The following is a 15271-nucleotide window of genomic DNA, read 5'->3' on the forward strand; positions in this document are numbered from 1 at the left end:
ATCGAGGTGGGAGATGGTTTTGCACTGCACAGCCGAACTGAGCACCGCTATAGTTCCCTGTGCCTCGATGGTGCGGACCTTGGGCCTGACGAGTGTCCTCGATTGGTCCTGCATGAGGGCGCGGACGGTCATGATGAGCAGCAAAAGCAGAACAATACCTGCAAGGAGAGATAAAACCATGCTGAATCTCCAAATCCATTCTAGTGTTTTTTACATTATAATGATATATTGTTCAGTAACAATAGTTTTATAGCCGAACCAGGGAGTTGACAGACGCATGCCCAAGAAGATAGATCATGAGCAGAGAAAGGAGAAAATCCTGCAAACAGCGCTGAAAGTGTTTGCACGGGAGGGGTATCGTGACTCCAATCTCTCCTTGATCGCCACCGAGTGCGGTATTTCCCGGCCCACCATCTATCAATACTTCAAGGACAAGGAAGAAATTTATTACTATGCCGTAAAGCTGGTTACCGGGCGGATGTTCAACAAGTACGCTTCCTTTGCGTGGTCGACCGATCAGGACTACGTTGCACGGATCACCAACATCTGCCTGGATATCATGCAGACAGCCAGTGAAAATGAGGGGGAGCTGACCAGCTTGGTCGATGTGATGCTGCAAATGAAGAAGGAAGGCAGGGATTTCAATGAGATCATCATGCGCCGGACCGCCAAGCTTACCATCCTGTTCAAACGACTGTTGCGGATGGGCATCAAGGAAGGGGACATCATAGCTTGCGATGTGAACCGGGTTGCCGACCATCTGTTGTTGTTGCTCGAGTCCTCCTGCTTCCAAGTCGCTTTTCTCGATACTTTTGATATGCAGCACTCCAAAAATCTGGTCAGCACCTATCTGGAATTCTATAGTGCCAAGGCACTTCCTAGTCGATAAGTCAAAACTTCAGTATATTGGGTAGGTACAGGACGAGGCCCACATCAGGGCCGGGTTGCTTCATGCCTGAAGGTGAGGAGTATCCATGAATTTAGATAAAATGACTATTAAATTGCGTCAAGCAATTGCTGACGCAGACATGCTTGCCAACGAACACGGTAATGCCGAGATCACCACCGAGCACCTGATTCTGGCCCTTTTGGACCAGAAGGATGGGTTGCTGCCTCCACTTCTTGAGCGGCTTGGTGTACCGCACAAGCAGGTGAAAGAGAAGGTGGAGAGTCTGCTCAACCGGCTTCCCAAAGCCTATGGGTCGAACGTCCAACGTTCGATTTCCGCGCAATTGGGCAACCAGTTGTATGCTGCGGACAAGATTGCCTCTGAATTTAAAGACCAATACCTGAGTGCCGAACACGTCTTGCTTGCCGTTATCCAAGACTCAAGCCAAGTCGGCAAGGCGCTCAAAAGCCTGGGATTGACCAAGGATTCGGTCATGCAGGCGTTGCAGTCCATCCGTGGGAATCAGTCGATCCAGAGCGAGGATCCGGAGAGCCGTTACCAGGCCCTGGAGAAGTACTGCAGGGATATGACAGCGCTTGCCCGCCAGGGCAAACTCGATCCGGTCATCGGCCGGGATGAGGAGATCCGCCGCCTCATGCAGGTGCTTTCACGAAAGACCAAGAACAATCCGGTTCTCATCGGTGAACCCGGTGTGGGAAAAACCGCCATCGTCGAGGGGCTCGCCCTGCGCATCTCCTCGGGGGATGTCCCGGAATCCTTGAAGCATAAACGCCTGCTCAGTCTCGATGTCGGATCCTTGGTCGCAGGAGCGAAGTTTCGGGGAGAGTTCGAGGAACGCCTGAAAGCAGTGATAAAGGAAGTGACGTCCAGCGAAGGGGGGATCATCCTGTTCATCGATGAATTGCACACCATCGTCGGGGCGGGGGCCAGTGAAGGTTCCACCGATGCCTCGAACCTCATCAAGCCGGCTCTCAGCCGGGGTGAGCTGCACACCATCGGGGCAACCACCTTGGATGAGTACCGAAAGTACATCGAACCCGACAAGGCGTTGGAGCGGCGCTTCCAGCCGGTTTATACCAAGGAGCCGTCGGTAGAGTCGACGATCGCCATACTTCGTGGGCTTAAGGAGCGCTATGAAGTACACCACGGTGTGCGGATCAAGGATGAGGCGCTGGTGGCGGCTGCTACGTTGAGCAACCGCTACATCACCAACCGGTATCTTCCTGATAAGGCCATTGATTTGGTGGATGAAGCTGCAAGCCAGCTGAAAATGGAGATTGAGAGCCAACCTGATGAGCTTGACCAGATCGAGCGCAGGATACTGCAGTTGAATATCGAGGACCAGGCACTCAGCCGCGAGACCGACAAAGCCAGCGAGGAGCGTCGTAAGAAGCTGCACAAGGAACTTGGCGACTTGAAGAACAAGCGCGATGCCATGCATCTGCAGTGGGTCAACGAGCGCTCGTTCATCGCCAAGCTGCGCGAGAGCAAAGCCCGCTTGGAGCAGTTGAACCTGGAAGAGCAGCGCGCTGAGCGTGAAGGCGACCTTGCCAAGGCGGCCCAGATCAAGCACGGCCAGATTCCTGAACTTGTCAGTGAGATTGAGCGGATGAACCAGCAGCTTGCCGCCATACAGAGCGAGGGCAACCAGATGTTGCGTGAAGAGGTGAGCGAGGATGATATCGCCCGCATTGTCAGTAACTGGACAGGGGTTCCCGTTGCGAAAATGAAGGGTAGTGAGATGGCCAAATACTTGCACTTGGAAGAGGCGCTTTCAGAGCAGGTGGTCGGCCAGAAGCAGGCGATCGAGGCAGTCAGCAATGCCATCAGGCGAAATAAGGCGGGTATCTCCGATGAACACAAGCCGCTGGGAACGTTCCTGTTCGCAGGTCCCACCGGTGTCGGGAAAACCCTGCTGGCCAAGGTGCTTGCCCAGTTGCTTTTTGACGACGAGAAGGCTTTGACCCGCATCGATATGAGCGAGTACATGGAGAAGTTTTCCGTCAGCCGCCTCATCGGAGCTCCCCCGGGGTATGTCGGGTACGACCAAGGAGGTCAGCTTACCGAGGTGGTCAGGCGAAGGCCGTACTCGGTGATTCTCTTTGATGAGATCGAGAAAGCGCATCCTGATGTCTTCAACGTCCTATTGCAGTTGCTTGACGACGGCCGATTGACCGACGGTCAGGGCCGGGTGGTCGACTTCACCAACTCAGTCATCATCATGACGAGCAACCTGGGCAGCCAGCAACTGCTGAGTGCCGCAAGTCATGCAGAAGGGGTGAGCATGGTAAACCAGATCATCCACAACTCCTTCAAGCCCGAGTTCATCAACCGTCTGGATGAAATCATCGTCTTTGAACGGTTGGGAGAGGAGCAGGTCCGCAAGATTGTGGTCCTGCAACTGAAGCAACTGCAGCATCGCCTGGAGAAGCGGGGATTCTCCCTGAGCTGGGATGATGCGGTGGTGGATGCCCTGTATCGCGAGGGCTATGATCCTGCATTCGGGGCCAGACCGCTGAAACGGGCGATCCAGCGGATGGTGGAAGATCCCTTGTCGGTCAAGTTGCTCGATGGCAGCTTTGCCCCCGGTTCTTCCATTCACCTTACGATGGAGGGCTCTGAGGTGGTCGCCCGCTAGCGACCAGTGCCCGATACTCATCCAGGGTGTCGATGTCGAGGATGTAGGCTTCATCCTCCACATCGATCGCCTGCACCTCGTAGGATGAGAGCAGGCTGCGCATGGCAAATGGACCGTCTTGGTTTTTGATGATCGAAAGAAATGATGGGGGAAGAAGCACCGGATGGCCCAGTCTGCCTTTGTACCTGGGCCTGACGGCCGTGTGCGTTGCATAGCGGGCCAGGTGACGGTAGTGTCTCGCCTCGATGAGGGGCATGTCGGAAAGGGAGATGAAAAAGCTTTCAGCCTCTCTGAGGTGGCATGCTCCAACGCGGGTGGATGTGCCTTGCCCCTGCTCGTAATCCGGGTTGTGAACGATCAAAAGCGTGTCGCAGGCGAGGTCTTCGATGGCAGCTCGAACTTCATCAGCCCTGTACCCTGTGACCACCACCGTGAAGAGATCTGCAAGCAGGGACTGTTGTACCGCGTGATGGACCAAAGGTGCTCCCCGATAGGGAAGCAACAGCTTCTTTCCTTCACTGCGTAAACCAAGCCCTGCGGCCAACAAGAGATTTTGCATGCTGCTTCCTTGAGTGAGTATTCCAAAACCATTATACTCGGTGCCATTATGATTGCTACCTATTTCAACGCCCTCATGGTCATTGTCGGGTCTTTGCTTGGATTGCTGGTGAAGAACAAGCTCAAGGCTTCCTATCAGGAGGTTGTATTCACCTCTTCAGGGTTGGTCACTCTGGTCATTGGCATCTCCATGGCAATGCAGACGGGATCCTATCTGATTCTGCTCTTTTCCGTAGTGATTGGAGGTTTTATCGGCTACGCCTTGAGAATCGAGGATGGAGTGCTCTCCCTTGGCACCTGGATGGAAAGAAGACTGTCCAGAGGGAAAGGCAGCGCTGAGAGCGCCCGCAATTTTGCCTTGGGCTTTCTCAATGCGTCTCTCTTGTTCTGTAGTGGTGCCATGACCGTGGTAGGGTCCATTCAGGCTGGGACGGTCGGCGATTATCAGCTGATTCTGGTCAAGTCGATCATGGATGGATGCATGGCAATCATCTTCAGCGCTGCTTACGGTCCCGGAGTAATGGCAAGTGCCTTGTTCATCCTGGTGTATCAGGGATTTTTCACGCTTGCCGGCGGGGCCATCGCTCCGGTTCTCGGGGAGACGGGGATTAACGAACTGGCAGCTGTAGGCGGGGTGCTGTTGATGATGATCGGCTTCGGCCTGCTCGATATCCGCAAGAGCAGGACCGGCAACTTCCTTCCTGCCATGGTCATCGCTCCTCTCTTGGCGTTGGCGTCTCCGATGATCAAGTCTTTCGTACAAGGGATTGGTTTCTAAGATATGAAATAAGAGGTCTGAGGATGAGTAATTCCTGAGGCTCAAGGTCGTCAATCCATATCTTGAGCTCCTTTTTACAGGTTGGGATATCTTCGGCGGCTTCTTCTTCGTCCTGCAGTTTGTAATCCAATCCATACTCCAGCTGTTCGATGGTGACTCCCGCTTTCTCGGATATCTTGAGCAAAACGCTCATTGGGGGGCGCCTGTCGGTATGTATCCAGCTGGAGAGAGTGCTCCGCTTCACCTCAAGCTGGTTGGCCAAATCGACAACCGAAGGTGCACGCATCAGTATTTTCACTCTATCCCAGAATTTTGACATGCTATGAATATAGCAAGGGACAAGGGAGAGTGGCGAGAATATGTCATTAAAATATACTATATTTGATAACAAATTACTAAGTACAATGTGAGCAAGAAAATATAATATTGCATGGTGATGAAAAAATATCACCCCGACCATCGAGGTGATATTCCTACGTCGGCGGACCCTCCTACGGGCGCTTTTTTGCATCCTGAAGGGCGGTGTCCTCATCGGTATTCTTGGCAACGGGACACGGCTGGATATCCCATATGTCCCTGGCGTACTCTGAGATTGTCCGGTCGCTGGAGAACTTCCCGCTCGAGGCAACATTAATCACTGCTCGTCGGTTCCACTCCATGCTGTCCTGTGCATAGAGTTCCCTCGCCGCCCGATGGGCTTCGCTGTACATTCTCAAATCTGCAAAGTGGTAGTAGCGGTCGCCCTCCTCGAAGAGGCTTCTGCGCAGCGGTTCGAAGATGTTCGGTTCATTGACATTGAAGTATCCGCTGAACAGCAAGTCGATTGCCTTCTTGATTTCCTCGTCCGCCATGACAACCGAGAAAGGATCGTAGGTATGGCTGAGCTTGGCAATTTGTTCTTCGGTATTGCCGAAGATGAACATGTTTTGTGCTCCCGCTTCCTCTGCAATTTCCACATTCGCACCATCCATCGTACCGATGGTCAACGCTCCGTTGCACATGAACTTCATGTTTCCGGTTCCTGAGGCCTCGGTTCCTGCTGTGGAAATCTGTTGGCTGAGGTTTGTGGCAGGAATGATGATTTCCGCCATGGAAACACGATAGTTGGGCATGAAGTGAATGGCCAGACGGTCGCGGGTGGCAGGATCTGCATTGATCACCTTCGCAATGTTGTTGATGAGCTTGATGATCAACTTGGCATTCACATATCCCGGTGCTGCTTTTCCTCCGAAGAGGAAGGTGGTGCTTTCCATGTTCCTTGTCGCCTCGCCGCCGTTCTTCAGATCATTGTAGATGAGCAGAATGTTCAGCACATTGAGCAGCTGGCGCTTGTACTCATGAATCCGCTTGACTTGTACGTCAAAGAAGGAGTGGGGGTTGATGACAATCGAGCTCTCGGTTTTCAGGAAGGCTGCAGAACGCACTTTGTTCTCTTCCTTGATGGCTTTGAAGTCCAAGAGGAAGTTCTTGTCCTTTGCAAAGGGGGCGAGGTCGGAAATCTTGCTGTAATCAGTGATCCATGCGTCCCCGATGGCACTCTTGATCAGGTCGGCAAGCTTGGGGTTTGCCGCAAGCAGCCATCTTCTTTGGGTGATGCCGTTGGTCTTGTTGTTGAACCGGTCGGGGAAAATCAGGTTGAACTGGGGGAACATCTGCTTCTTGAGCAGCTCCGAATGCAGCGCGGCAACCCCGTTGGTGCTGTGGCTGCCGATGATGGACAGGTTTGCCATCCTGACCTGCTTCGGATTGGATTCCTCGATGATGCTGATCTTGCCGAGCATCTGGGGCTGCAAGGGGAAGTAGGAGACTGCCTGCTGCAGGAAGCGATGGTTGATTTCATAGATGATCTGCATATGGCGCGGCAGGATTTTCTGCAACATCGGAAGCGACCATTTCTCCAAGGCCTCGGGCATCAGGGTGTGATTTGTGTAGGCCAGCGTCCTGACCGTAATATCCCAGGCGCTGTCCCAATCGAGCATCTCCTCGTCCAGCAGGATGCGCATCAGCTCCGGTACTGCGAGCGACGGGTGGGTGTCGTTGAGCTGGATGGCGGCAAAATCGGGAAGCAGGGACCAGCTCTTTTTCTCCCGCTTGAAACGCCTGACGATGTCGGCAAGCGAGCAGGCAACAAAGAAGTATTGCTGTTTCAGCCGCAGTTCCTTGCCCATGTACAAGGTGTCGTTGGGGTAGAGGACCTGGCTGAGGTTCTCCGCAGATATCTTGGAACGCACTGCCTCGGTGTAATCGCCGTCGTTGAACTCATGGAAGTTGAACTCCTCAGGGCTCTTTGCAGACCACAAACGCAAGGTGTTCACTGTCTTGCAGCCGTACCCGATGATGGGGATATCGTATGCGATGCCTTGCACGACCTCGCTTCCGATCCATTTGAACTGGTCCTTGCCCCGTTCTCGGATGACTTGCACTTCGCCTCCGAATTGCACCGGGTAGACTACATCGGGTCTAAGCACTTCCCAGGGGTTTCCATCACGCAGCCAGTTGTCGGGTTGTTCGGCCTGCCAGCCGTTTTTGATCTGCTGGCGGAAGATTCCGTAGTTGTAACGGATGCCGTAGCCGTAGGCGGGGATCTCCAGGGTGGCCAGTGAATCCAGGAAGCAGGCTGCAAGTCGGCCGAGGCCTCCGTTGCCGAGTCCGGCATCGGGTTCCACCTCACTCAATTCCTCGTAGGTATACCCTAGTGATGCGAGGGCTTCCCTCAATGGTTCCTCAATACCAAGGTTGATGATGTTGTTTGTCATGGCGCGACCCATCAAAAATTCGAGTGAGAGATAGTACACGCGCTTTGCACTCTGTTGTCTCTGCATCTTCCTGCTGAGATTCCATTGGTGTATGATTCTATCGCGGACAGTAAGGGCGAGTGCGGTGTAGCGGCCCTCCTGGGTGGTATGGTATATATCGGCGTCTTGGCTGTATTTGAGGTGCTCTGCAAAATCCTGAGCGATGTCTTTTGCGGTGTGGCCGTAACGGGTCTTTTGTTGATCCTGCATAGGAACTCCTTGTGATTGGTACAAATAAGTCAAATAAACTATATATGATAGATTACAACTGAGCAACAGGTCCAAGTTTTTCCCTAATGTTGTTGATGGATATTGACAAAAAGAACGCACTCTGGTAAGTTAGCTTCTGCATGTTGCAGGTTGGTATACTCGTGGATGCCTTGTAATGTGACCGACGCCCTTGTAGCTCAGTCGGTAGAGCACCACCATGGTAAGGTGGGGGTCAACGGTTCAAATCCGTTCGAGGGCTCTTTTTTTATCCCCTCCGGTTTAGTAGGATGGGTATGAGGTGAACACTCACCGAGGAGCATGAAATGGGTGAAGCAAAGAAAAAAGGTCCCGTGGAGAAAATTGCTCTCCAGTGCACCGAATGCAAGCAGAAGAACTATACCACCGAAAAGAATCGGAGAAACACTCAGGGTAAGCTTGAGTTGAGCAAGTATTGTCCGTTCGAGCGCAAGCACACCTTGCATCGCGAGACAAAGATCAAATAGGGTCGTTACGATCGAGAAGCAAATAGGCCAATAGCTCCAATTGGTAGAGCGCTGGTCTCCAAAACCGGATGTTGAGGGTTCGAATCCTTCTTGGCCTGTTGGCTTCTCGATCTTTTTCCACAAGGAGCCTTTCATGAAGAAGCTTTTTAAGTATTTCAAGGAGTCCCACCAGGAACTGAAGAAGGTTGTCTGGCCCTCCCGTGAAGCTGTCATTTCTTCGACCAAGGTCGTACTTGTTTCCACAGTCATCGTCGCAATCTTCCTTGGGTTGGTGGATTTCCTCCTGCTCAGGGGTGTGCTGTTCATTCTGTAAGGCGGCGACATGGCAAAGGGCTGGTACGTAGTACATACTTATTCGGGATACGAACAAAAGATTGAGCGAATCATCAACAAGATGCGCGAGACCGATACGGACTTCGCGCTCGTTTGCACTGATGTGAAGGTTCCTTTTGAGACCGTCGTTGAGGTGAAGGACGGGGTGAGACGCGATGTGAAGCGCAAGATTCTTCCTGGATACATCCTCGTTGAGCTCGATTTGCCTGATCATAGCTGGAAAACCTGGTGTTCCCAGATCAAGCGCATTCAGGGTGTTACCGGTTTTGTCACTCCCAATGATAGTGTGAAACCGCAACCGCTGAACGCTGCAGAGGTGAAGAGCCTCTTTCAGAAAACCGGCGACCTGCCTACAGAAAAGGTGTTCAAGCCCAAGCAGTCGTTCTCCGTTGGGGAGCAGGTTCGTATTATTGAAGGTCCCTTCGACTCCTTTACCGGGGTTATTGAAGAGGTCAATCTTGAAAAGGCCCGCATGCGGGTCAGCGTCGGAATTTTCGGTCGCTCCACTCCGGTTGAGGTGGATTTCCTGCAAGTAGAAAAGATTCTGTAGTCGTCTTTAGGACTGGACGGCTATACGAGAGTTTTCTGTTTTTTTACAACCGAGTCCTTTTGTGTGTGATTACTCCCTCATGCTGCATGAGGTGGGAGCCTGATCGTATGACAGGCGTTAAGACCAGCGCGAAATCGAGAAAACCACCTGCTGGGTGGGATTGTCGCGTAAGGAGAGAAACATGGCAAAGAAAAAGGTAACTGCAGTCATCAAATTGCAGTGCCCTGCCCAGAAGGCTACGCCGGCGCCCCCGATCGGGCCCGCGCTTGGACCTCATGGTGTCAGTGCCCCCAAGTTTGTCCAGGAGTTCAACGAGAAGACGAAGAACTATGAAGCTGGACTCATTCTTCCCGTCATCATTACTGTGTATGCCGACAAGAGCTTCACGTTCATCCTGAAGACTCCGCCGGCCGCGGTGCTTATCAAGAAGGCGCTCGGCCTTACCAGCGGAAGCGGAAGTCCCAACAAGGTGAAGGTTGGCAAGCTGTCACAGGCACAGCTGACCGAGATTGCACAGACCAAGCTTGAAGACCTCAATGCAAATGACCTTGAGGCTGCCAAGAAGATCATTGCAGGAACTGCCCGCAGCATGGGCGTAGAGGTGGAGCAGTAAGATGAAACACGGAAAGAATTATCGCGATACTATCAAGAAAATCGACCGTACCAAGCTCTACACGTTCGAAGAGGCTGCAGCCCTGGTAAAGGATGTTGCATTTGCCAAGTTTGATGAGACTGTTGAAATCTCCATCAAGCTTACCCTCAAGAAGAGCCAGAGCGTACGAGATACGGTGGTCCTTCCCAATCAGTTCTCCGCTCAGAAGCGTGTACTTGTATTCGCCAAGGGAGAGAAGGCCGAGGAAGCTCGCCAGGCCGGTGCCGCATTTGTCGGTGACGACGACCTGATCGAGAAAATCCGTGGCGGTTGGATGGATTTCGATGTGGCTGTCGCCACCCCTGACATGATGAAGGATGTAGGTCGTCTTGGTCCAATCCTTGGACGCAGAGGCTTGATGCCGAACCCCAAGACCCAAACGGTAACCTTCGACCTGAAGGGAGCTCTGGCTGAGCTTACCAAGGGTCGCGTAGAGTTCCGTTCCGACAAGACCAACGTCATTCACCTTGCTATAGGAAAGGTTTCCATGGATCCCGACAAAGTAAGTGAAAACGCACGGGCCGTGGTCAAGGAAATCATCCGCAAGAAGCCTTCCGATGCCAAGGCTGACTTTGTAGTCAGCATCGCTCTTTCCTCCACGATGGGTCCCGGTGTCAGGGTCAACGTGAAGGACCTGACGGCTTCGGTATAAGAGGAGATGCACACTATGGATTACAAGACTCGTATTACCCCCGCCAAGGAAGATGCCGTCAAGGCACTGAAGGATGAGTTCAGCCAGTATACCGGGTACATCTTCACCGATTACCGCGGCATGACTGTCGAGCAAATCACCGCACTGCGCAGAACGCTCATGAAGAAGGATGCTGCCTACCGTGTCGTCAAGAACCGGTTCGCTAAGATTGCTTTGACCGAGCTGAACAACCAGGCTGACGACCAGTTGGTCGGACCCACCGCCATTGCACTCGTCCGCGGTGATGAAGCAAACGTGGTGGCCAAGGAGCTGTTTGCCGCCGGCAAGGAAGGTACTCCCATCCAGGTCAAGGGCGCAATGCTCGATGGAAAGTTTTTCTCTCCCCAAGAGGTTGAGGCTTTCAGCAAGCTTCCGACCAAGCTGGAGTTGATTGCTTCCTTGATGGGCACCATGAAGGCACCGGTACAGAAGCTGGCAGCAACCTTGCTTGCCTATGTCGAGAAACATGGCGGTTCTGTTTCCGCCACCGAAGAGAACTGAACACAGTCTTAGTCTTCACAGGTAACCTGCTATGACTGTGCAGACAAAACTTTTACAAGGAGAAGATAATATGGCTACTAAAGAAGAGATTTTGGAATCGATCGCAAGTATGTCCGTCATGGAAGTCGCCGACCTCATCAAGATGATGGAAGAGAAGTTTGGTGTTGTGGCTGCCGCCGCCGCCGTCGCCGCCGGCCCTGTTGCTGAGGCTGCTGCTGTTGTGGAAGAGCCCACTGAATTCAACGTAATCCTCAAGGCTTGCGATCCCACCAAGAAGATTGCAGCTATCAAGGAAGTCCGCGCTATCACCGGCCTCGGCCTCAAGGAAGCAAAGGACCTCGTTGAAGCAGGTGACAAGGTTGTCAAGGAAAGCGTCAGCAAGGCCGATGCAGCATCCCTCAAGGAAAAGCTTGAAGCTGCTGGTTGTACTGTTGAAGTCAAGCCCGTTGACTAATCCCGGATTAGGGAGCCGGCTGCGAGGCCGGTCCCCTGCTCTTGATTTTTGCAAGTGGGCCGACGCCCGGTTCATTGAGCCACCGGATAGACACCGGTGGCCTGTTGTGTCTTTCGTTTCCCTCTCCATATGAGGGATGCAGTCTGTTTCTCAATTGACTTTGGAGGGTACATGATGGTTGCCAAAGGCAAATCCATAACACGCACGTACATCGGTTCTGAATTACATGAAGTCTGTGAATTGCCCAATCTTATCGGGATCCAGCTTGATTCCTATGAGAGATTTTTACAGCTTGACCGCTGTAGGCAGGGCTTGAGTCCAGATTCGTCGTACGGGCTTGAGGAAGTGTTCCAGTCGACATTCCCCATTGACAGCCCCAATGGTGAGATGCGTCTCGCATACAAGGGGTATACGATTGATCTTGACAATATCAAGTTCTCCGAAACGGAGTGCAAGAAGAAAGGTCGTTCTTATAGTGTTCCCATCAAAGTCACGATCAGCCTTGAGTTCTCCAATGGGGAAATGAGGGAGAAAGAGATTTTCTTCGGTGACATTCCGCTGATGACCGACCGTGGCACCTTTATCATCAATGGTGCAGAGCGCGTTGTGGTCAGCCAGATTCACCGCTCCCCTGGTGTTATATTTTCCAATGAGAAGGATGTCTATTCCTCCAGGATCATTCCCTACCGGGGATCTTGGCTGGAATTTGAGATTGATGATAAAAAGCATTTGATCTTCACCAAGATCGACCGCAAGAAGCGCATCCTCGGTACTCTTTTCCTGCGGGCAATCGGGTTTGACACCCGTGAGAAAATCCTTGAGCAGTTTTATTCTGCCGAGACGGTTGAGCTTGCCGATGATGCAGATTTGAAGGCAAGCCTGGAAAACCGGTATCTCTTCAAGGATGTGTATGCACAGGTTGGCGGGACTGAGAAGAAGGTCATTCGTGCCGGTGACATGCTGCATGCCCACGAGATTGATGAGTTGCTCAAGCAGAACGTACGAGAAGTACAACTGGTCAATCTCCGCGGTGAGGGGACCCTGCACAGCGATATGATTCTCAATTGTTTTGAGATTGAGGATGCGAAGTACACCCGTGAAGGATATGATGAGCCCACCAAGGAAGATGTGCTCTCCCCGATATTCTCCGTTCTGATGCCCGGTGAGATGATTGCCATCGAGCGGGCGGAGAGGGATCTTCCCGATATGTTCTTCTCCAACCGCCGCTATGACCTCGGCTCTGTCGGCCGCTACAAGTTCAACAAGAAGTTTGGAACCGGCACCGAAGAGGAAGAGGAGAACGCTTCCACCGACCTGACTGTTCTTACCCCCCAGGACATCGTCAATACGATGGATTTCCTGATCAAGGTATTCATCCGTGAACAGAACGTCGACGATATCGACCATCTGGGCAACAGGCGTGTACGTTCGGTCGGCGAGCTCTTGCAGAATGCACTGAAGAGTGCGTTCGCCCGCATGGAGCGCATCGCCAAGGAGCGCATGAACCTTGAGACTGGTTCGGTCAAACCACAAGACCTCATTTCGATCAAGCCGATTGTGGCAGCGATCAAGGAGTTCTTCGGCAGCAGCCAGCTTTCCCAGTTCATGGACCAGGTCAACCCGCTTGCCGAGCTTACCCACAAGAGAAGGCTCAATGCACTCGGTCCCGGTGGTCTTTCCCGCGACCGCGCCGGCTTTGAGGTTCGTGACGTTCACTACACCCATTATGGTCGTATTTGTCCCATCGAGACTCCTGAAGGACCGAACATCGGTCTCATCGTTTCGCTGGCAAACTATACCCGCATCAACCAGCATGGATTTTTGGAGACCCCGTACCGCAAGGTAGTCAATGGAGTGGTCACCAAGCAGTACCGCTATTTGGATGCGAACGATGAAGAGAAGTTCTTCATCGCCCAGGCTTCAGCCAAGTTGGACAGTGACGGCAATTTCCATGACAATGAGGTTCCTGTACGCAGAAGTGGAGACTACTCCACCAAGCCGCCGGCCGAAATCAAGTACATGGACGTTGATCCGAAGCAGGTCATCAGTGTTGCAGCCTCCCTTATTCCGTTCCTTGAGCACGACGATGCCAACCGAGCCTTGATGGGTTCGAACATGCAGCGTCAGGCGGTTCCCCTTGTATTTCCCGAAACCCCGCGTGTGGGTACCGGCATGGAAGGCAAGACCGCGTATGACAGTGGTGTATTGGTAAAGGCCAAGCGAAGTGGAACGGTTACGTATGTAAGCTCCGACCGTGTGGTGGTTCAGCCTGATTCTGCAGAGATTCAAGGCCAACTGGATACCTACGAGGTGCAGAAATACCAGAGAACCAACCAGGATACCTGTTTCAACCAGAAGCCGATCGTATCGTTCGGCCAGCATGTTGAGGCCGGTGAAGTGTTGGCTGACGGTCCTGCAACACAGAGTGGTGAGTTGGCGCTCGGACGCAACATTCTTGTAGGCTTCGTTCCTTGGAACGGCTACAACTATGAGGACGCCGTTCTCATCAGTGAGCGCGTTGTCAAGGACGATATTTTCACCTCGGTCCACATCAAGGAGTTCACCACTGATATCCGTGAGACCAAGCTCGGTCCTGAGAAGCTTACCCGCGATATCCCCAATACGAGCGAGAAAATGCTTGAGCAGTTGGATGAGGATGGCATTGTACGCATCGGAACCGCAGTCCGCCCGGGCTCGATTCTGGTCGGCAAGGTGACTCCCAAGAGTGAGAGCGATACGACTCCCGAATTCAAGTTGCTCAACTCGATTTTCGGTGAGAAGGCCAAGGAGGTTCGCGACACCTCCCTGAAGGTTCCCCATGGAACCGAGGGTACGGTCATCGACATCCAGCGCCTCAAGCGAAGCAACAATGACGAGCTTCCTCCCGGTGTTGAGGAGACGGTGAAGGTCCTTATCGCCACCAAGCGCAAGCTCAGGCAAGGTGACAAGATGGCGGGAAGGCATGGCAACAAGGGTGTTGTAAGCCGAATTCTTGCCGAGGAAGACATGCCGTACATGGCTGATGGCACTCCGCTTGATGTCTGCTTGAACCCGTTGGGCGTTCCGTCCCGAATGAACATCGGTCAGTTGATGGAGACCCAGCTGGGTTGGGCTGCCGTGAAGCTGGACAAGTGGTATTCCACTCCGGTCTTCCAGAGTGCAACGATGGCTCAGATCGAGGAGAAAATGCGCGAGGCGGGGCTGCCTGAGAACTCCAAGACCGTTCTTTACAACGGTTTGACCGGTGTTCCGTTCGTCAACCCTGTATTCTGCGGATATATCTACTATTTGAAGCTGCACCACCTGGTCGATGACAAGATGCATGCCCGTTCAACCGGTCCCTACTCTCTGGTAACCCAGCAGCCGCTCGGCGGCAAGGCTCAGTTCGGTGGTCAGAGACTCGGAGAGATGGAAGTGTGGGCCCTTGAGGCGTACGGCGCTGCCAATACGCTGCAGGAGCTTTTGACCATCAAGAGTGACGACATGAACGGACGTGTCAAGATTTATGAGAGTATCGTCAAGGGTGAGCCGGCTACTACAGCAGGAATGCCCGAGGCATTCAACGTTTTGGTTCAGGAGATCCGCGGCTTGGCTCTGGATATGTCTGTGTACGACTCCAAGGGTCGGCAGGTGCCCCTTACTGAACGTGATGAAGAGTTGATCGCCAAGCAGTCGAAAGGCTCCCTCAACTAACCAGG

General features: G+C 52.9%; 15 protein-coding genes and 2 tRNA genes. 13 read left to right on the forward strand and 4 right to left on the reverse strand.

Going from position 1 to position 15271, the window contains the following annotated elements:
- Positions 1-180, reverse strand: a 180-nt coding sequence (locus B3F49_RS04335; RefSeq protein WP_293909231.1) for a hypothetical protein, incomplete at its 3' end; no start/stop codon positions are given.
- Between the two features lie 97 nt (positions 181-277).
- Between B3F49_RS04335 and B3F49_RS04340 the strand changes: the two genes are divergently transcribed.
- Both B3F49_RS04340 and clpB read left to right on the forward strand, forming a co-directional pair.
- Entirely contained in the window at positions 278-889 is a 612-nt protein-coding gene (locus tag B3F49_RS04340) for a TetR/AcrR family transcriptional regulator (RefSeq protein WP_293909233.1), read from the forward strand.
- 85 nt (positions 890-974) lie between these two features.
- The gene (clpB, locus tag B3F49_RS04345; RefSeq protein WP_293909236.1) at positions 975-3548 is read left to right on the forward strand and encodes an ATP-dependent chaperone ClpB; all 2574 of its coding nucleotides are present in this window, start codon (positions 975-977) and stop codon (positions 3546-3548) included.
- On the opposite strand, the gene B3F49_RS04350 is transcribed toward clpB, so the two are convergent.
- On the reverse strand, positions 3514-4107 hold the full coding sequence (locus B3F49_RS04350) for a nucleotidyltransferase family protein (RefSeq protein ID WP_293909238.1): 594 nt from the start codon (positions 4105-4107) through the stop codon (positions 3514-3516). The two genes, clpB and B3F49_RS04350, sit on opposite strands and share 35 nt — an antisense overlap.
- Positions 4108-4155: 48 nt before the next feature.
- Between B3F49_RS04350 and B3F49_RS04355 the strand changes: the two genes are divergently transcribed.
- On the forward strand, positions 4156-4884 hold the full coding sequence (locus tag B3F49_RS04355) for a DUF554 domain-containing protein (protein WP_293895961.1): 729 nt from the start codon (positions 4156-4158) through the stop codon (positions 4882-4884).
- Here B3F49_RS04355 and B3F49_RS04360 read toward each other — a convergent pair.
- Positions 4853-5203: a helix-turn-helix domain-containing protein gene (locus tag B3F49_RS04360; protein ID WP_293909240.1), complete on the reverse strand. Its 351-nt coding sequence runs from the start codon at positions 5201-5203 to the stop codon at positions 4853-4855. The two genes, B3F49_RS04355 and B3F49_RS04360, sit on opposite strands and share 32 nt — an antisense overlap.
- 172 nt (positions 5204-5375) lie before the next feature.
- Positions 5376-7889 carry a glycogen/starch/alpha-glucan phosphorylase gene (locus B3F49_RS04365; RefSeq protein WP_293909242.1) on the reverse strand — a complete coding sequence of 838 codons (2514 nt, stop codon included), beginning with the start codon at positions 7887-7889 and terminating at the stop codon, positions 5376-5378.
- A 186-nt stretch (positions 7890-8075) separates the two neighbouring features.
- Between B3F49_RS04365 and B3F49_RS04370 the strand changes: the two genes are divergently transcribed.
- From B3F49_RS04370 to rpoB, 10 genes are all read left to right on the forward strand, one after another.
- Positions 8076-8148: transfer RNA gene (locus B3F49_RS04370), tRNA-Thr, on the forward strand.
- A gap of 64 nt (positions 8149-8212) precedes the next feature.
- Positions 8213-8392, forward strand: a complete 180-nt coding sequence (gene rpmG, locus B3F49_RS04375) for a 50S ribosomal protein L33 (RefSeq protein ID WP_013608516.1) — start codon at positions 8213-8215, stop codon at positions 8390-8392.
- 24 nt (positions 8393-8416) lie between these two features.
- A tRNA-Trp gene (locus tag B3F49_RS04380) sits at positions 8417-8490 on the forward strand.
- Positions 8491-8525: 35 nt separating this feature from the next.
- Positions 8526-8705, forward strand: coding sequence for a preprotein translocase subunit SecE (gene secE / locus B3F49_RS04385; RefSeq protein ID WP_293909244.1), 180 nt, complete (start codon positions 8526-8528; stop codon positions 8703-8705).
- Between the two features lie 9 nt (positions 8706-8714).
- Complete coding sequence (gene nusG, locus B3F49_RS04390; RefSeq protein ID WP_293895979.1) at positions 8715-9275, forward strand: transcription termination/antitermination protein NusG; 561 nt, start codon at positions 8715-8717, stop codon at positions 9273-9275.
- Between the two features lie 181 nt (positions 9276-9456).
- Positions 9457-9888, forward strand: a complete 432-nt coding sequence (rplK, locus tag B3F49_RS04395) for a 50S ribosomal protein L11 (RefSeq protein ID WP_293895982.1) — start codon at positions 9457-9459, stop codon at positions 9886-9888.
- Between the two features lies 1 nt (position 9889).
- Entirely contained in the window at positions 9890-10579 is a 690-nt protein-coding gene (rplA, locus tag B3F49_RS04400; RefSeq protein WP_293909246.1) for a 50S ribosomal protein L1, read from the forward strand.
- A gap of 15 nt (positions 10580-10594) precedes the next feature.
- The gene (gene rplJ, locus B3F49_RS04405) at positions 10595-11119 is read left to right on the forward strand and encodes a 50S ribosomal protein L10 (protein WP_293895988.1); all 525 of its coding nucleotides are present in this window, start codon (positions 10595-10597) and stop codon (positions 11117-11119) included.
- A 70-nt stretch (positions 11120-11189) separates the two neighbouring features.
- Positions 11190-11573, forward strand: coding sequence for a 50S ribosomal protein L7/L12 (gene rplL, locus B3F49_RS04410; RefSeq protein ID WP_293909248.1), 384 nt, complete (start codon positions 11190-11192; stop codon positions 11571-11573).
- Positions 11574-11747: 174 nt separating this feature from the next.
- Complete coding sequence (gene rpoB / locus B3F49_RS04415; protein WP_293896116.1) at positions 11748-15266, forward strand: DNA-directed RNA polymerase subunit beta; 3519 nt, start codon at positions 11748-11750, stop codon at positions 15264-15266.
- Positions 15267-15271: the final 5 nt, after the last annotated feature.

Source organism: Sphaerochaeta sp. UBA5836 (assembly GCF_002432845.1).
Lineage (GTDB): Bacteria > Spirochaetota > Spirochaetia > Sphaerochaetales > Sphaerochaetaceae > Sphaerochaeta.